At 65.2% G+C, this 16848-nt stretch carries 19 protein-coding genes; 11 read left to right on the top strand and 8 right to left on the bottom strand.

Translation table 11 applies throughout. The annotated features are described in order from the left end of the window. The first annotated feature begins 1 nt into the window (after position 1). Both FHY55_RS06270 and FHY55_RS06265 read left to right on the top strand, forming a co-directional pair. Complete coding sequence (locus FHY55_RS06270; RefSeq protein WP_140013371.1) at positions 2-466, top strand: Rrf2 family transcriptional regulator; 465 nt, start codon at positions 2-4, stop codon at positions 464-466. A gap of 4 nt (positions 467-470) precedes the next feature. After that, complete coding sequence (locus tag FHY55_RS06265; protein ID WP_140013370.1) at positions 471-1349, top strand: NAD(P)/FAD-dependent oxidoreductase; 879 nt, start codon at positions 471-473, stop codon at positions 1347-1349. A 33-nt stretch (positions 1350-1382) separates the two neighbouring features. Here the strand turns inward: FHY55_RS06265 and FHY55_RS06260 are convergent, their stop codons facing one another. From FHY55_RS06260 to urtA, 8 genes are all read right to left on the bottom strand, one after another. Further along, complete coding sequence (locus FHY55_RS06260) at positions 1383-2216, bottom strand: bifunctional allantoicase/(S)-ureidoglycine aminohydrolase (protein ID WP_140013369.1); 834 nt, start codon at positions 2214-2216, stop codon at positions 1383-1385. A gap of 69 nt (positions 2217-2285) precedes the next feature. Further along, on the bottom strand, positions 2286-3059 hold the full coding sequence (locus FHY55_RS20860; RefSeq protein ID WP_140013368.1) for a pyrroline-5-carboxylate reductase: 774 nt from the start codon (positions 3057-3059) through the stop codon (positions 2286-2288). A gap of 328 nt (positions 3060-3387) precedes the next feature. Further along, complete coding sequence (locus FHY55_RS06250) at positions 3388-4089, bottom strand: imm11 family protein (protein ID WP_140013367.1); 702 nt, start codon at positions 4087-4089, stop codon at positions 3388-3390. A 276-nt stretch (positions 4090-4365) separates the two neighbouring features. Next, positions 4366-5061: an urea ABC transporter ATP-binding subunit UrtE gene (gene urtE, locus FHY55_RS06245; RefSeq protein ID WP_140016021.1), complete on the bottom strand. Its 696-nt coding sequence runs from the start codon at positions 5059-5061 to the stop codon at positions 4366-4368. A 16-nt stretch (positions 5062-5077) separates the two neighbouring features. Continuing rightward, complete coding sequence (gene urtD, locus FHY55_RS06240) at positions 5078-5818, bottom strand: urea ABC transporter ATP-binding protein UrtD (protein WP_140013366.1); 741 nt, start codon at positions 5816-5818, stop codon at positions 5078-5080. Beyond that, the gene (gene urtC / locus FHY55_RS06235; RefSeq protein ID WP_140013365.1) at positions 5815-7041 is read right to left on the bottom strand and encodes an urea ABC transporter permease subunit UrtC; all 1227 of its coding nucleotides are present in this window, start codon (positions 7039-7041) and stop codon (positions 5815-5817) included. The genes urtD and urtC overlap by 4 nt, the downstream gene beginning before the upstream one ends. A 262-nt stretch (positions 7042-7303) precedes the next feature. Further along, positions 7304-9301 (bottom strand): urea ABC transporter permease subunit UrtB, encoded by a 1998-nt coding sequence (gene urtB, locus FHY55_RS06230; protein ID WP_140013364.1) that lies wholly within the window; start codon positions 9299-9301, stop codon positions 7304-7306. Between the two features lie 118 nt (positions 9302-9419). Continuing rightward, on the bottom strand, positions 9420-10709 hold the full coding sequence (gene urtA, locus FHY55_RS06225; protein ID WP_140013363.1) for an urea ABC transporter substrate-binding protein: 1290 nt from the start codon (positions 10707-10709) through the stop codon (positions 9420-9422). 352 nt (positions 10710-11061) lie between these two features. Here urtA and FHY55_RS06220 point away from each other — a divergent pair, with 352 nt between their 5' ends. The 9 genes from FHY55_RS06220 to ureC all read left to right on the top strand — a co-directional run bounded on the left by FHY55_RS06220 (position 11062) and on the right by ureC (position 16760). Further along, positions 11062-11919 carry an urease accessory protein UreD gene (locus FHY55_RS06220; protein WP_140013362.1) on the top strand — a complete coding sequence of 286 codons (858 nt, stop codon included), beginning with the start codon at positions 11062-11064 and terminating at the stop codon, positions 11917-11919. A 4-nt stretch (positions 11920-11923) separates the two neighbouring features. Then, the gene (locus tag FHY55_RS06215) at positions 11924-12226 is read left to right on the top strand and encodes an urease subunit gamma (protein ID WP_140013361.1); all 303 of its coding nucleotides are present in this window, start codon (positions 11924-11926) and stop codon (positions 12224-12226) included. Positions 12227-12239: 13 nt separating this feature from the next. Beyond that, positions 12240-12401: a hypothetical protein gene (locus tag FHY55_RS20455; RefSeq protein WP_168222946.1), complete on the top strand. Its 162-nt coding sequence runs from the start codon at positions 12240-12242 to the stop codon at positions 12399-12401. Next, positions 12398-12706: an urease subunit beta gene (locus FHY55_RS06210; protein WP_140013360.1), complete on the top strand. Its 309-nt coding sequence runs from the start codon at positions 12398-12400 to the stop codon at positions 12704-12706. The genes FHY55_RS20455 and FHY55_RS06210 overlap by 4 nt, the downstream gene beginning before the upstream one ends. Continuing rightward, positions 12703-12996 (top strand): antifreeze protein, encoded by a 294-nt coding sequence (locus tag FHY55_RS06205; RefSeq protein WP_140013359.1) that lies wholly within the window; start codon positions 12703-12705, stop codon positions 12994-12996. The genes FHY55_RS06210 and FHY55_RS06205 overlap by 4 nt, the downstream gene beginning before the upstream one ends. A 41-nt stretch (positions 12997-13037) precedes the next feature. Beyond that, the gene (locus FHY55_RS06200) at positions 13038-13853 is read left to right on the top strand and encodes a cyclase family protein (RefSeq protein WP_140013358.1); all 816 of its coding nucleotides are present in this window, start codon (positions 13038-13040) and stop codon (positions 13851-13853) included. After that, positions 13853-14257, top strand: a complete 405-nt coding sequence (locus FHY55_RS06195; protein ID WP_140013357.1) for a carboxymuconolactone decarboxylase family protein — start codon at positions 13853-13855, stop codon at positions 14255-14257. The genes FHY55_RS06200 and FHY55_RS06195 overlap by 1 nt, the downstream gene beginning before the upstream one ends. Further along, a complete protein-coding gene (locus FHY55_RS06190) occupies positions 14241-14726 on the top strand; it encodes a GFA family protein (RefSeq protein ID WP_140013356.1) in 486 nt (161 codons plus the stop codon). Before FHY55_RS06195 ends, FHY55_RS06190 begins: the two co-directional genes overlap by 17 nt. A 324-nt stretch (positions 14727-15050) precedes the next feature. Further along, a complete protein-coding gene (gene ureC, locus FHY55_RS06185) occupies positions 15051-16760 on the top strand; it encodes an urease subunit alpha (RefSeq protein WP_140013355.1) in 1710 nt (569 codons plus the stop codon). The last annotated feature ends 88 nt before the right edge of the window (positions 16761-16848 follow it).

Here is a 16848-nt window from a genome sequence, read left to right as displayed (position 1 = left end):
GATGAAACGCGATAGCAGGCTCTCTTCGGTGCTTCATGCGCTGCTGCATATGGCCGAGCATGACGGGCCGATGAGCTCGGAGGTGCTGGCCAAATGCATGAGCACCAACCCGGTTGTGGTGCGGCGCACCATGGGGCTGCTGCGCGAGGCCGGCTTGGTGACCTCGACACGGGGCGCGGCGGGCGGCTGGGAGGTGGCGGTGCCGCTGGAAAGCGTGACGCTGCGGGCGCTGCATGAGGCGCTGGGAGAGCCGACGGTGTTTGCCATCGGCAACAAGAGCGAGGCGCCCGGCTGCCTTGTGGAGCAATCGGTGAACGCAGTGATGGACGATGCCTTTGCCGCCGCCGAGGCCTTGCTGCTCAAGCGGTTTGAGGCGGTGACGCTGGCCGATTTGGCCGAAGAGTTTGGCGCGCGGTTTGCGGCGCATAAGGCTGCCGGACAGTCCGGCGGAGCTTTGAAAGGGTAAAACAATGACATTCGATGTGATCGTGATCGGCGGTGGCCCCGCCGGGCAATCTGCTGCGCTCCAACTCCTGCGGGCGCGGCGCTCGGTGGCGGTGGTGGACGCAGGCCGTCCGCGCAACCGGCGCGCGGCTCATGCGCAGGGGTTTTTCACCCGTGATGGCACGCCGCCGGGCAGCTTGCTGGAGATTTCGCGGGCGCAATTGGAGCGCTATGGCACGCTGGAGTGGGTTGAGGGCGGGGCGGTTGCGGCCTCTGGCGAGATGGACGGCTTCAGGGTGGAGCTGGCAGGGGGCCGGGTGCTGGAGGGGCGGCGGCTGGTGTTTGCCGTGGGGGTGCGGGATGACCTGCCGGAGATCGAGGGGCTGGAGCCGCTTTGGGGGCGGGAGGTGTTTCATTGCCCCTATTGCCACGGCTACGAGTTGGAGCGCGGCGACATTGGCGTCATCGGCAGCTCGGAGTTGAGTGCCCATGTGGCGGAGTTGATTACCGAGTGGGGCGAGGTGACGTTTTTGCCCGCCGGGGCGGTGCCCACGCCGGAGCAGGTGGCGGCGCTGGCGGCACGCGGGGTGCGGGTTGAGGACGCGGAATTGGTGCGGCTGGAGTCCGGGCCGGTGGCGCATTTGGCCGACGGGCGGGCGCTGCGGTTTGCCGGATTGTTCGCGGTGAGCCGGGTGTGGCCCGCGTCGCCCTTGCCGCAAGCGATGGGCTGCGCGGTGGAGGAAACGCCGATGGGGGGCGTTTTGGTGGTGGATGCGATGGGCGCGACCAGCGTGGCGGGGGTGTTTTCTTGCGGAGACGCGGCGAAGCAGCCGCATTCGATCGCGCTGGCTGTGGGGCAAGGGGCGTTTACCGGGGCGGCGGTGCACCGGAGCCTGGTGTTTTGAGGCGGGGCCGGGGTCGTGGGCAGATTGCCCACCCTACAGGTGGGGCACCGGCGGCAGGACGGCGTGGCGGTTGACGTCTTTGTAGAGCAGGTAGCGGAAGGGGCCGGGGCCACCGGCGTAGCAGGCTTGCGGGCAGAAGGCGCGCAGCCACATGTAATCGCCCGGCCCAACCTCGACCCAATCGGCATTGAGCCGGTAGGCGCCCTTGCCTTCAAGCACGTAGAGGCCGTGTTCCATGACGTGGGTTTCAAGGAAGGGGATGCTGGCGCCGGGTTGCAGGGTGACGATGGTGATGTGGAAATCAAACGCCAGATCGGCCGGGTCCACGAAGCGTGTGGTCGCCCATTCGGGCGCCGAGGGCATGGGCGTGGGCGTGATCTCCTGCTCGTTGCGGTGCAGGAAGGCGGGCGCGTCGAGCCCATCGACCGGTTGGTAGCGCTTGCGGTGCCAGTGGAAGACACAATCGCCCTCGCCTTCGGCGGTGAGTGACCAGCGCGCGGAAGGCGGGATGTAGCAGAAGCTGCCCGGGGTCAGCAGGTGGGTTTCGCCGCCGATGTCGAGCCGCGCCGCGCCGTGGGTCAGAAAGAGCGCCGATTGCACGCCCTCTTCGCCCTCCTCGCGGGTGGTGCCGCCGCCGGGGGCGAGTTCGGCGATGTAATGCGAGAAGGTTTCGGCAAAGCCCGAGAGCGGGCGGGCGAGCACCCAGAAGCGGGTTTCGCGCCAGCCGGGCAGGAAGGAGGTGACGATATCGCGCTGCACGCTGGCCGGGATCACCGCGTAGGCCGGGGTGAAGGTGGCGGCGGAGGCGAGTTTATCGGTCTGCGGCGGGAGGCCGCCGGGGGGGCGGGCGTAGCTGGGGCTGGTCATGGGTGGTCTTTCTGAGGTCGCGCCGGTTTAGCACCGGGCGGGGCGGGCTGGAAAGCCCCCTGCCCCGCGTCAGCCGATGGTGCGGGCGCGGGCGGTCGCGGCGGCGAGGCCTTGGGCGATGAGGTCGGCGAGCGGCGAGGCGCGCATGGCTTCGAGCCCGGCGGCGGTGGTGCCGGCGTAGTCGACCATCTGTTGCACATGTCCGGCGGGCGCGGGGCCGGTCGCCAGCATCTGCCCGGCGGCCAGGAAGAGTTGGCGGGTGGCGGCGAGCGCGGTTTCGGGGGCGATGCCCTCGGATTGCGCATAGGCCTGCACCGCCTCGGCGAAGAAGGCGACGAAGCCGGGGACGGGGCCGGTGATGGCGGTGAAGACGTCGACCTGGGCTTCGTCGGGGAGTTCGGCCGTGGTTCCGATGGCGGAGAAGAGGGCGTTGGCGAGGGCTTTGTCCGCCGGTGTGGCGCCGGGGGCGGCGGCCCAGGGGGAGAAGGCGAGGCCCAGGCCAGCGGCGGGGGAGGACATGGCGCGGATGGTGCGGGGGCTGCCGGTGAGCTCGGCGAGCCGGGCGAGCGTGACGCCGGCCATAGTGGAGAGCACGGGCTTGGTAGTGCTGAGGCCAAGCGCGGGTGCGGCGGCGGGCGGCACGCAGAGGAGGATCGCATCGGCCTCTTCAGCAGCCAAGGCGGGCGTGGTGGTGCGGCAGGGCAGGCCCTCTGGCGGGGTGCCGGTGGTGTTGGCGAGGATCAGCCGCTCGGCCGGATGGCCTGAGGCGAGCAGGCCGCGGGCGATCTCGCGGCCCAGCATGCCGGTGCCGATGAGGGAGAGGGTTTGGGGGATGAGGGTCATCAGAGGCCTTTCGTTGCTGGACAAGTGTAGCGCGAGAGGGCTCCGGGGGGGAATGTGTGTCGGCTGGGGGTCTGGCGCGCTGGGCGACAGTGGCGACCGCGTGCGCCGGTTGAGCGGCGCAAGCCGGATGGGCGGCGCAAGCCGGATGGGGGCTTTGTATGAAAAGCGGCTGTTCTTGGGTTGTGTAGCGAATAGCGGAGGGGAGCCCTTTGTGCAGATTCTCTGCGGTGCAGCTAGGGTCTGCTTCTTCGCTAGTGTTCTAACAAACTCGTTCTTTAGGGCACACTGCCAGACTTAAGGTCGATGTGACTCTTTGCTCTTGCGCAAGTCAAATCTCCTCGAAGTCGGTATGGCGCATCATTCCGGTCAAGTTCCGGGCCTTGGCCTCCTGCCAAAAAGCCTCGGAAGCAAAAGTTGCGCGCAAACATCTGAGTTCCTGCCAAAGACCCGCATCACCGATCTTATCCTTGAACACTCGGAATGGGTTTCCCGAGGTGCATGTAAACGGGATTGGATCGCCGTCGCCGGGCTTCGGGTTGCTTGACGCCACAAACTCCAAATTCTCGCTGGTTTCATCAACCGTGTTCAGAACCTGGCGGCAATTGAAAACAAAATAGTCGGACCTGGAATATGCGGCCCCAGACCTGTCCACGATCTCGACTGGCGAAAACTGATGCTGATCTGCGTCGAATTCGTCGACCAACATCTTGAAAGCATTGCTGACAAAGAAAAAGCCAAAGTTCGAGTAGTAGTCTGGAATTTTTGCGCCCGTATCGACGAGCAGTTTCTTGGGCAACATATCTTCCGGTATCTCAGCCCGAAACGGTGCCGCAAAGTCGTAGCCGTAAACGCTGAAGGTTCCGCCTTTCGCCATGACCTCCTTTGCGTAGGCAACCATTGCCTGGCCCTTGATGCCATCCAGGTATTGTTCGATGTCATCTGCCATTGCTGATCCAACCGAATGGCCATCCGGGTGAACCAGGTTTGCGTTGTCCGCTTCAAAGATATCGGTCCCGAGTACTGCGCCCATGGCCTACTCTTCTTCTGTGTTGCGTCGCAGAGGCGCTATAAACAGGACGTGTCAACAGGCCAATCAAGCCCCCATCATGGCGGGAATATCGAGCGGCACAAGTGATGACGCAGACATTGGACGTCCGAGACCAAACGGCAGCAAAGTCCCGCACAGCAGACCTTCAAACAGCGAACCGGCTGCCCATGGTGGCTGGGCGGTTCGCTCATGCAACACGCCGTTGATGCCATGAGACTGCCAGGCTCACGGTCCGGGAGCGCCATGCCGGTCGGAAACTCAGACGGAGACTTCGGCCATCAGCTCGCTCTTCTCGATCTCGCCACGCGCGCCGCGGGCGGTGACTTCGCCGCGTCTCAGCACCACGAAACGGTCGGCGAGGTTGTAGGCGAACTCGAAGTATTGCTCGACGAGGATGATCGCCATGTCGCCCCGGTCGCGCAGGTATTCGATGACCTTGCCGATCTGCTGGATGATGTTGGGCTGGATGCCCTCGGTCGGCTCGTCGAGCAGCAGCAGTTTGGGCTTGGTCATCATCGCGCGGGCGATGGCGAGTTGCTGTTGCTGGCCGCCGGAGAGGTCGCCGCCGCGACGGGCGATGAAATCCTTGAGGATCGGGAAGAGCTCGAAAACCTCATCTGGGATGAAGTGCTCTGACTTGGGCAGGCAGGCGTAGGCGGTTTCGAGGTTTTCCTTCACGGTGAGCAGGGGGAAGATATCACGCCCCTGCGGCACATAGGCCAGCCCGCGTTGGGCCATCTCGTGGGCGGGGAGCTTCCCGATCTCGGTGCCGTCGAAAGTGACGGTGCCGCCGGAGCGGGCATGGGTGCCGGAGATGGCCTTCATCAGGGAGGTCTTGCCGACGCCGTTGGTGCCCATCACGCAGGTGACCTCGCCGAGGCGGGCCTCCATGGAGATGCCGTGGAGGATCTGGCTATGGCCGTAGTGAAGCGTTAGGCCGTCGAGCTTGAGCATGTCGGGTTTGGAAGGATCAGCGGCCAAGATACACCTCGATGACGTCTGGGTTGGAGGTGACGTGGTCGAGCGAGCCTTCGGCCAGCACCGAGCCTTCGTGCAGCACCGTCACCTTGCATTCGAGCCGGCGGACAAATTCCATGTCGTGTTCGACCACCACCACGGCGCGGGTTTTGGCCGCTTCCTTGAGGATTTCGGTGGTGTGCTCGCGCTCGGCCAGAGTCATGCCTGCGGCCGGTTCGTCGACCAGCAGGAGGCGCGGCTCTTGCGCGAGCAGCATGCCGATTTCGAGCCATTGCTTTTGCCCGTGAGACAACTCGCCCGAGGTGCGCTCCAGCGCATCGGCGAGGCCGATTTCGCCTGCCAGTTCCTCGACGCGGCCCTCATCGGCGCGGGAGGGCTTCCAGAACAGGACGGAGGACCATCCGCGCTTGTTTTGCAGAGCCATGGTGAGGTTTTCACGCACGGTCTGATCTTCGAACACGGTGGGCTTCTGAAATTTGCGGCCAATGCCCGCCTGGGCAATCTTGGCCTCGTTCATGCCCACGAGGTTGCGGCTCATCTCGCCCCAGATCACCTTGCCCTCATCGGGTTTGGTCTTGCCGGTGACGATATCCATGAAGGTGGTTTTGCCAGCGCCGTTGGGGCCGATGATGGCGCGCAACTCTGCCTCACCGATGTTGAAGCTGAGGTTCCGGATCGCCTTGTAGCCATCGAAGGTGACGGAGATGCCGTTGACTTCCAGCAGGGTGCTCATTGGCCTTCCTCCTCGCGCTTGGCGCCCGCGTCGTGGCCGTAATCTGCGCCGTGGCGGTTGGACGGGAAGCGCTCTGCCACGAGGTCGAACAGCCCGCCGATGCCCTTGGGGGCGAAGAGGGTGACGAGAACGAAGGTGAGGCCGAGCAGAACCGTCCACCAGTCGACCCAGCTGATGGTGTAGAAGCCGAGCGGGATGTCGGGGGCCTGACCGCCGGTGAAGTAGGTGGAGACGAGGCTGACGAGGGCTGCGCCGATGACTGCGCCGTAGAGGCGGCCCCTGCCCCCGATGGCGACCCAGACGGCGAGGTAGATCGAGGCGATGGGGGCGATTTCGGCCGGGTTGATGATGCCCGCTTGCGGGTAATAGAGCGCGCCCGCGATGCCTGCGATGCAGGCGGTGAGGGTGAACATGGCCAGTTTGTAGGTTTCGACCGAGTAGCCCAAGAACCGCACGCGGGCCTCGTTGTCGCGGATGCCGCGGATGACCGAGCCGAACTTGCCGGAGACGACCCATGCGGAGAGCAGGTAGCCGAGGCCGAGCGCGAGGGCGGAGCCCCAGAGGAACCAGATCGACACCACGTCTTGCGAGGCCGTGACGCCGGGGAGGTTTTGCAGGCCGGAGAGGCCGTTGTTGCCGCGCAGGCCGGAGTCATTCTGGAAGAGGTAGAGCGCGAGGGCGAGGGTCATCGCTTGGGTCAGGATCGAGAGGTAAACGCCTGCGACACGGGAGCGGAAGGCGAGCCAGCCGAAGACGAGGGCGAGGAGGCCCGGCACGGCGACCACGAGGATGAGTTGCAGGGTCAGCGAGTGGGCGAAGGACCAGATGAGGGGGAATTCGGACGAGCCGACCACGCCGAAGATTTGCGTGCCGATGGCGTCGATCACCTCTTGCGGGGTTGGCGGAATTTCCTGCGCGGCCATGCTTTCGGTCACGATGAGGCGGGTGCGCTCATACATCAGCCACATGCCGATCATGTAGCCGCCGAGGCCGAAGAAGGCGAAGTGCCCGAGGGAGAGGATGCCGCAGTAGCCCCAGATCAGGTCCATCGCGACGGCGACGAGGCAGAGGCAGAGGGTTTTGCCCAGTGTCTTGACGAAGGAGGTGGAAATGAGGCCGAGGCCGAAGCCTTCGGAGGCCACGGTGACGGCGACGGTGAAGATCGCGAGGCAGGCGAGGAAGATGAGGATGGAGGGGTTACGGGCGATGAAGGAGCGGTTCATTGGGTGGCCCTCCGAACAATTGAGCTACGGAAAGAGCGAAGCACCCGGCCGCCAACGGCGGCCAGCGCCCGTCCCGCCCCCCGTCGTGCCAGAGGCACGCCTTCGGCGTGACGGGGCGGGCGCTTCGGTGACGTTATAGCGAACGGCGCCGGAGCGCGGGGCGGTGATGGCCGCGCTTGTTGGAAGGCGCCCCGTGCGGGACGGGCGCTGGCCTTGCTCTGTGACGTCAGGCGGGGGGTGCGGAGGGTCAAACCAAACATGCTCAATCCCCCGCCGCGCGGCCCTTGAGGGCGATGATGCCCCTTGGGCGGAACTGGATGAAGATGATGATGAAGATGATCATGTAGGTTTGCGCGGCGAGCGTGTTGGAGGGGTTCAGCCACTCGATGCCCTTCTGCAAGCTCCCGATCATGCCTGCGCCAAGGAGCGTGCCCCAGATGTTGCCGACACCACCGACAACGACGGTCATGAAGCTCTGCACGATGTAGTCGGCCCCGAGTTCGCTCGTCACCTTCGCATAGAGGCCGATGGCCACCCCGGCGATGCCCGCGATGCCGGAGCCGAGGCCGAAGGTGAGCATGTTCACGCGGCCCGGGTTGATGCCCATCGAGGCGGCCATGCGGGGGTTTTGGGTGACGGCGCGAGTCTCCAGCCCGAGGCGGGTTTTCTTCATCAGGAAGAGGAAGAAGAGCAGGAAGACGATGGCCAGCACGAAGATGGCGACGCGGATCATGGAGATGCCGATGATTTCGTTGATCTGCCATTGGCCGTCGAGCCAGCCCGGCGCGGTGAGCGGGCGGGCCTGGGTGCCGAAGATGTTCTTGGCGAGCTGCTGGAGGGCGATAGAGATGCCGAAGGTGGCCAGCAGGGTTTCGAGCGGGCGGTTGTAGAGCCAGCGGATCACCAGCCGCTCCATCGCCACGCCCGCGGCGAAGGTGACGGCGAAGGCGAGGGGAATGGCGACGATGATCGAAACCGTGTGGTTGGGGATGATCTGCTGCACCACGTAGCCGGTGTAGGCGCCCATCATGATGAACTCGCCGTGGGCCATGTTGATGACGCCCATCACCCCGAAGGTGATGGCCAGCCCGATGGCGGCGAGGAAGTAGATGGAGGCGAGCGAGAGCGCGTCGAGCCCGAGGTCGGCGGCGGTGTTGAGCGCCACCTTGGAATCGATGGTGCGCAGGGCCTTGGTGGCGGCGGTCGTCACCGCCTCGGAGGGCTCGGCGTATTCTTCGTAGAAGGTGAAACGGGCAAGGGCCTCGTCGATCTCGGCCTCGGTGGGCGCGGGTGGAACGGCGCCGGAGGCTTCGAGCGCCTCATAGGCGCGTTCGCGGGCGGCGTCGGTGTTCAGCTCTGCCAGCGGCACGCCGCCGACGGCACCGTCAGCGACATTGGCTTGCAGCACGTTGCGCCTGTCGGCGGGGTCGATCCGGGCAGGCAGACCGGCCTCGGCGGCGACCAGATCATAGGCTTCGCCGCGCGGCAGCTCTTCGGTGCCGGGGCGCAGGGTGCGGGCGACGTTGGCCGCCTCGGGGATTTCACCTTCCGCAAGGCGGCGGGTGGTGGCGACGAGCGGGTTGAGGGTGGCACGGGTGTCGACGTTGAGATCGCCCGCGACGCTTTCGATCGCGGCGACACGGTCGGCTTCTTCCTCGCCATAGGCGATGGTGAGAAGGGTCAGCAGCCGCTCTTTCTGGGCCTTCATCGACGGGTCCGGCTCGCCCTCGATGCTCTCGGCAAGGGGTGCGAGGTGCGAGGGGTCGGGGTTGCGGGAGATGGCGGTGAGCGCGTCTTGGCGCAGCGCGGGGTTCTCGTCTTGCAGCTGGAAGCGGACGAGGGCGGAGGCGATGAGGCCGCGCACGCCGGAGTTGGGGCGCAGGATATCGACCGTATCGGAGGGCACGGGCTCCAGCACTTCGCCGCTGTCGAAATCGGTAAGGATCACGGTGCGCTCGGGGCCCTTCTCGCCGGCGAAGAACCAGCCGTCGCTTTCGCGCTGATACATCTCGCGGGCTTCCCAGGTTTGCAGCACTTGCTGCATGCCGGGCAGGCCGGAGCCTGCGAGCGCGTCGATCACCGGCTGGATGGTGCGGCGGGAGGGCTTGGCGATGTCGGCGGCGTGTTCTTGCAGCAGGCTCTGGATCGGGCCTGGGGTGATTGCGTCAGCGGGGCTGTCAGTCGCCGTGTCCTGCGCCGAGAGCGGCGCGCCGAGGATGAGGGCGCCGAGGAGCGCCAGAGCCTTCAAGGCCTTGATCATGCTGGAAAGTCCCACCGCGCGTTTGTTCCTTGGGTCCGAAGGGGGCAGCGCGGGCCGCCCCTTTCGATGGCAATTCGGGCGGCGCACGAGGGGGCGCCGCCCGGCTGAGCGAGAGGGCTCAGTAGTTGCTTTCGAGCTGCACGCAGGTCGAGGTTTCGGTGTTGTACATGCCGCATTCGAGATCTTTCCAATCCGACTTCAGCACAGCCGATTCCGGCAGGAAGTCGGTCCAGGCGTCGCCCGGCACGGGATCGGTCTCGGAGATGATGTCGAACTGGCCATCCTCGCGGATTTCACCGATGAGCACCGGCTTGGAGAGGTGGTGGTTGACGCCCATCACGGCGGTGCCGCCGGTCAGGTTGGGGAACTCCTGGCCCCACATCGCCTCGCGCACGGGGTCGACATCGGTGGTGCCGGCCTCGGTGGCGGCGTTCACCCACATGTTGAAGCCGATGTAATGGGCTTCCATCGGGTCGTTGGTGACGCGATCCTCGGAGCCGATGAACTCATGCCACTTGGCGATGAATTCGGCGTTGGCCTCGGTGTCGGCGGACATGAAGTAGTTCCAGGCGGCGAGGTGGCCGACGAGGTTGGAGGTGTCGAGACCGGCGAGTTCTTCTTCACCCACGGAGAAGGCCACTACGGGAATGTCTTCGGCGGAGATGCCCTGCGCGGCCAGCTCCTTGTAGAAACCGATGTTGGCGTCGCCGTTGATGGTGGAAATCACGCCGACCTTCTTGCCGTCGGCGCCCAGCGCCACCACGTCGGACACGATCTTGGACCAGTCGGAATGGCCGAAGGGGGTGTAGTTGACGAAGATATCCTCTTCGGCAATGCCTTTGTCCTTCAGGTAGGACTCTAGGATGTTGTTGGTGGTGCGGGGATAGACATAGTCGGTGCCCAGCAGCGCGAATTTCTCGACGCCCAGCTCTTCAAGATAGTAGTCGGTGGCCGGAATGGCCTGCTGGTTGGGAGCGGCGCCGGTGTAGAACACGTTTTTGGAGGACTCTTCGCCCTCATACTGCACCGGGTAGAACAGAAGGCCGTTCAGCTCTTCGATCACCGGCAGCACGGATTTGCGGCTTACGCTCGTCCAGTTGCCGAAGATCACATCGACCTCGTGGACGGTGAGCAGCTCGCGGGCCTTTTCGGCAAAGAGCGGCCAGTCGGAGGCCGGGTCGACGACGACGGCTTCGAGATCGCAACCCAGCAGGCCGCCCTTCTCGTTCTGGTCGGCGACCAGCATTTCCATTGTCTCTTTCAGCGTGGTCTCGGAAATCGCCATGGTGCCGGAAAGCGAGTGCAGCACGCCGACCTTGATCGGGCAGCTCACCTCTTGCGCCGAGGCGGCGCCGGCGGTGAGGCCGAGGGCCAGCACTGAGGCGGCGGTTTTCTTGAAAGTTGTCATTTCATCCCTCCGTTCGGGGCGTGCGGGCGGGCTTTTGGCAGCACGCATCGAGACCCCGGAACCAGTTCTTGTTGCCAATTGCGCGGGCGGTCCGCCTGATCTCCCTCAGCGGTGGCTGCGCACCCGGATGTGGCGTCTGGGCCACCGTTGCCGGGCGAGGTCATGCTTCGTAGCGGAGCCCGAAAGGCGCAAATTTGCCGGTGCAGAAATTCAGCCCCCGTCCGGAAATGATTAAATCATGAGCGGCAAACGGGGCTATCGCCCAATAATTGCGCACATCACTTGACCTGAGGACAAGAACCGCTCTCGCATGTGGTCAGCCGCCGGGCCGCATGGTGAAAACGGCGGCAGGATGCAGACACGGGGACCGGCCATCACCATTGAGAGCAAGATAAGCGCGGTGCGGGCGAAACAGCCAAGGGCCGAGGGTGCGGCCCGGGTTTCGGCCCGGCGTGGTGCGGGGGGCAGCCGGATTGGTGATTTGCGGATGTCGGGGGCGCTGAAGCTGCTGTTTCCACAATCGCGGGGCGTGCTTCAGGCGATGCTGGTCAACTCGGCGGGCGGGATCACCGGGGGTGATCGCTTCAGGCTGGAGGCGGAGGCCGAGGCGGGCGCAGCGTTGAGCCTGACGACTCAGGCCGCCGAGCGGGCCTATCGCGCCCAGCCGGGAGAATGTGCCGATGTGTCGGTGCGGCTGAAGGCGGGTGCGGGCGCAGTGCTGCACTGGCTGCCGCAGGAGACCATCCTGTTTCAGGCTTGCGCGCTCAGGCGGCGGCTGCGGGTGGAGCTTGAGGGCGATGCGCGGCTGCTGTTGTGCGAGCCGCTGGTTTTTGGCCGCACGGCGATGGGTGAGAAGCTGACGGACGGCTGGCTCAGCGACCGGGTGGAGCTGTTTCGCGACGGGCAGCGGGCCTTTACCGATGCGACCCGGCTGGAAGGGGACATTTCTGCCCAGCTTGCGGGGCCTGCCACCGGCGCGGGCTGCCGGGCTTCGGCGCTGGTGGTTTATGTTGGCGCGGATGCCGAACATCAGCGCGATGCCCTGCGCGATGCCTTGCCCGAAGACGCACTGGCGGGCGCGTCGCTGATCGCAGAAGATATGATGGTGGCCCGATTCCTTGGCCCCGATGGCTTTGGCCTGCGCCGCCTGCTGATGCCCGCGCTGGACCGACTTAGCGGCAATACCCTTCCACGATCCTGGAGGCTCTAGAGAGATGCAACTCACCCCCCGCGAAAAGGACAAGCTCCTCATCGCCATGGCTGCCGAGGTGGCCCGCAAGCGGCTGGCCCGCGGCGTGAAGCTGAACCACCCCGAGGCGATTGCGCTGATCACCGATGCGGTGGTGGAGGGTGCCCGCGATGGCCGCTCGGTCGCCGACATGATGGAGGCGGGCGCGCAGGTGGTGAGCGCCGCGCAATGCATGGAGGGGATCGCCGAGATGATCCACGAGGTGCAGGTGGAGGCGACCTTTCCCGACGGCACCAAGCTGGTGACCGTGCATAACCCGATACGCTGATAAGGACCGAGACATGAAATACGCCATTACCCTGCTGGCCACTGCCTCCCCCGCCCTCGCCCATTCCGGCGCGCATTTGCACCCGCATGAGGCCAACTCGGCCCTGCCGTTGATGGCCGCGCTGGCGGTGATCGTGGCAGCGGGCTTCGCGGCCCTGCTCTGGAGCCGCAAATGATCCCCGGAGAGGTTATGACCGCGCCCGGCGAGATCGCGCTGAACGTGGGGCGCGAGGCGGTGACGCTGATGGTGGCCAACACCGGCGACCGGCCGGTGCAGGTGGGCAGCCATTATCATTTTGCCGAAACCAACGCGGCGCTCGACTTCGACCGCGACGCCGCGCGGGGGATGCGGCTGGACATCGCCGCAGGCACCGCCGTGCGGTTTGAGCCCGGGCAAGCGCGGGAGGTGCAGCTGATTGCGATTGGCGGCGCCCGGAAGATTTATGGCTTCAACCAGAAGGTCATGGGGGCGCTGGAATGAGCCCTGCTGCGCTGATCCGCCTGCAGATGCAGATGGCGGTGATGACCATGGAGGCCAGCGCCGTGATCTGGATGCGGATGATGGGCATGGCCGGGGCATGGAACGTGGCCGGCGGCGAGAACAGCCGGATGGTGCGCGAAAAGCAGGTGGCCTTTGTGAAGGCCGCGCAGGAGGCCTCGCTGGCCGCGATGGGGGGCCGCAACGTGGCCGCTGCCGCGCTGCGCCCGGTGCGGCGCAAGACCCGCTCGAACGTGTATCGGCTCGCCAAGCGGGGGCCGAAGCTGCGGTGAAGGGGTGACGGGAAGACCAACCGGAAAGGGAGTACTGAAAGATGTGTAATGCCTGCCTGATCGAGAATGTTCGCAAGAGCGCGATGAACCGGAGAAGCTTCTTTGCCCGCTCCGCCGCCGCCGGGGCCGCTGCGGTGGCTGCCGGGGCGATGGCCTCGAAGCCCGCGCTGGCGCAATCCAGCGGCAAGGTGGTGGACCTGACCTATACGCTGACGCCCGAGTTCCCGACCTTTGACGGGATGCCGGGGATCGAGATGGAGATCGACAAGGACTATGGGCCGGATGGCTACAAGGTTTGGAAGGTGAGCTTCTTCGAGCATTCCGGCACCCACATCGACGCGCCTGCCCACTTTGCCGAGGACGGCGACACGGTGGACATGCTGCCGCCCGAGAGCCTGATGTGCCCGCTCTGCGTGATCGACCTCAAGGCCAAGGCCGCCGAGGAGCCGAACGCGATGGTGGAGCCGGAGGATATCGAGGCCTGGGTTTCGGCCAATGGCGAGATCCCAGAGGGGGCCTGCGTGGCGATGAACTCGGGCTGGGGGGCGAAGATGGGCGAGGCGGCCTATCGGAATGACGGCGAGGGGAATTTTGCCTTTCCGGGCTTTGCCAAGGCGGCGACAGACATGCTGCTCGACATGGGTGTGGCCAGCATCGGGGTGGACACGCTCTCGCTCGATCCGGGCAATTCGGCGGATTTCGCGGTGCATTATTCGTGGCTGCCCGCAGGGCGCTACGGGATCGAGAACATGGCGAACCTCGATGCGGTGCCGGCGAGCGGGGCGACGCTGTTTGTTGGCGCGCCGAAGCATGGTGGTGGCACCGGCGGGCCTGCCCGCGTGATGGCGGTGGTGTGATGGCGACGGTGCCCCTTTTGAGCGACGAGGAGCTATCACCCCGCGCGGCGGCGGTGTTTGCCGCGATCCGTGAGGCGCGGGGCACCGATTACGTCAACAACTTCTGGCGCGCGCTCGCCCATGACGAGGACGCGCTGGAAGAGACATGGGGCAAGCTCTCGGTCCTGATGGGGCCGGGGGCGCTCGACCCGCTGGTGAAGGAGATGATCTACGTGGCGGTGAGCACGGCGAACGGGTGTTCGTATTGCGTGCACAGCCACACGGCGGCGGCGAAGGCCAAGGGGATGAGCGAGGAGATGCACGCCGAGCTGATCCGGGTGATCGGCGCGGCGATGATGACCAACGGGATGGTCACGGCGCTGCAGGTGCCGGTGGATGAGGTGTTTGATGCCGATGCGTCTTGAAGGCTCCTGCCGGTGTGGTGCCGTGCGCTTCTCGCTGCAAAGCCACACGCCGGTGCCCTACCAGCTTTGCTACTGCACGATCTGCCGCAAGACCGGCGGCGGGGGTGGCTATGCGATCAACCTTGGCGGGCTGGCCGACACGATGGAGGTGACGGGCGAAACGGCGGTGTATCGGGCCGAGATCGACCGGGGCGGCACCTGCGAGGTGTCGACCGGCGAGCGCAACTTCTGCCCGGGATGCGGCTCGGAGCTGTGGCTGTTCGACCCGACATGGCCCGACCTCATTCACCCGATGGCAAGCGCCATCGACACCCCCCTGCCCCCGGCCCCGCACCGCGTGCACCTGTTGCTGGCCGACAAGCCGGACTGGGTGCCGCTGGAGGCAGGGCCGCAGGACGAGACCTATGACGCCTATCCCGAGCTGAGCCTTGAGGATTGGCACAAGAAACATGGTTTGTGGGCGGGTTGAGGGGATGGAGCGAATTCTCAAAACCACCCGAAGTATCGTGCAAGAACCAGCAGCACACCGAGGGCTGCGATCAGCAGTTGGAGAAGGAGTTGGGGTTCGGACATTGCTACCTCGGCAATCGTTTCGTTGGGTCGGGACAGCCAGATTGTTACCAGATTTCTTGCCCGAATATTTGCACCGAGTAGCGCAACTGACTCTTGGTCAGTGGTTCGCTCCTGACAACCAACTGACTGAAAAAGAGAAGATTTTCAGGTTGGAACGATCACGAAATGTTTCAATCCAACCCTCTAGTTCGCTCCTTTAAGTCACTCAGCGGAGGCCGCCATGCCCACACAAATCCCCCGTTCCGACTATGCCGCGATGTTTGGCCCGACCACCGGTGACAAGGTGCGGCTGGCGGATACAGACCTGATCATCGAGGTGGAGAAGGATTTCACCACCTATGGCGAGGAGGTGAAGTTTGGCGGGGGCAAGGTGATCCGCGACGGGATGGGGCAGGCGCAGGTGACGCGGGCGGAGGGGGCTGTCGATACCGTGATTACCAATGCGCTCGTGCTGGATTATACCGGGATCTACAAGGCCGACATCGGGCTGAAGGACGGGCGGATTGCCGCCATCGGCAAGGCAGGCAACCCGGATACGCAGCCGGGGGTGGATATCATCGTTGGCCCCGGCACCGAGGCGATTGCGGGGGAAGGCAAGATCCTGACCGCGGGCGGCTTTGACAGCCATATCCATTTCATCTGCCCGCAGCAGATTGACGATGCGCTGCATTCGGGGCTGACGACGATGCTGGGCGGAGGCACCGGGCCGGCGCATGGCACGCTGGCGACGACTTGCACGCCGGGGCCTTGGCATATCGGCCGGATGTTGCAGGCGCTTGATGGCGTGCCGATGAACATTGGCCTCGCGGGCAAGGGCAATGCGAGCTTGCCGGGCGCGCTGGTGGAGATGGTGAACGGTGGGGCCTGTGCGCTAAAGCTGCACGAAGACTGGGGCACGACGCCGGGGGCGATTGATTGCTGTTTGAGCGTTGCTGACGACATGGACGTGCAGGTGATGATCCACACCGACACGCTGAATGAGAGCGGCTTTGTCGAGAATACCGTGGCGGCGATCAAGGGGCGGACGATCCACGCGTTTCATACCGAGGGCGCGGGCGGGGGCCATGCGCCGGATATCATCAAGGTGTGTGGTGAGGAGAATGTGCTGCCGTCCTCCACCAACCCGACGCGGCCTTTCACGGTGAACACGCTGGAAGAGCATCTGGACATGCTCATGGTGTGCCACCACCTCGACAAGTCGATCCCCGAGGACGTGGCCTTTGCCGAGAGCCGCATCCGGCGCGAGACGATTGCGGCGGAGGATATCCTGCACGACATGGGGGCGTTTTCGATCATCGCGTCGGACAGTCAGGCGATGGGGCGTGTGGGCGAGGTGCTGATCCGCACATGGCAGACCGCCGACAAGATGAAAAAGCAACGCGGGCGGTTGGCCGAGGAGACCGGGGAGAATGATAACTTCCGGGTGCGGCGCTACGTGGCGAAATACACGATCAACCCGGCGATTGCGCACGGGATGAGCCATGAGATCGGCAGCATCGAGGTGGGCAAGCGGGCGGATCTGGTGCTGTGGTCACCGGCGTTCTTTGGGGTGAAGCCGGAGATGGTGCTGCTGGGCGGGTCGATTGCGGTGGCGCAGATGGGCGACCCGAATGCCTCGATCCCGACGCCGCAGCCGGTGTATTCGCGCCCGATGTTTGCCTCGATGGGCCGCGCGGTGGAACGCTCGGCGGCGCTGTTCGTGAGCGAGGCGGCGGTGGCGGGCGGCCTGCGCGGGCAGCTTGGGCTGGCGAAGGATCTGCTGGCGGTAAAGGGCACGCGGGGGATTGGCAAGTCGGCGCTGAAGCTGAATGACGCGAAGCCGCAGATCGAGGTGCACCCGGAGACCTACGAGGTGCGGGCCGATGGCGAGTTGCTCACTTGCGAACCGGCGGAGCGGCTGCCGATGGCGCAGCGGTATTTCATGTTTTGAGGGCAGGCAGCAGCTCATCAGGGCCTTACGGTCTCTCTTCGCAGCTGCGATGAGGACGGCAGGGACCGAAGTGACGCCCCGGATATGG

Source organism: Oceanicola sp. D3 (assembly GCF_006351965.1).
In the GTDB taxonomy this organism is placed as follows: Bacteria; Pseudomonadota; Alphaproteobacteria; order Rhodobacterales; family Rhodobacteraceae; genus Vannielia.
This window is presented reverse-complemented; position numbering and strand designations above follow the sequence as displayed.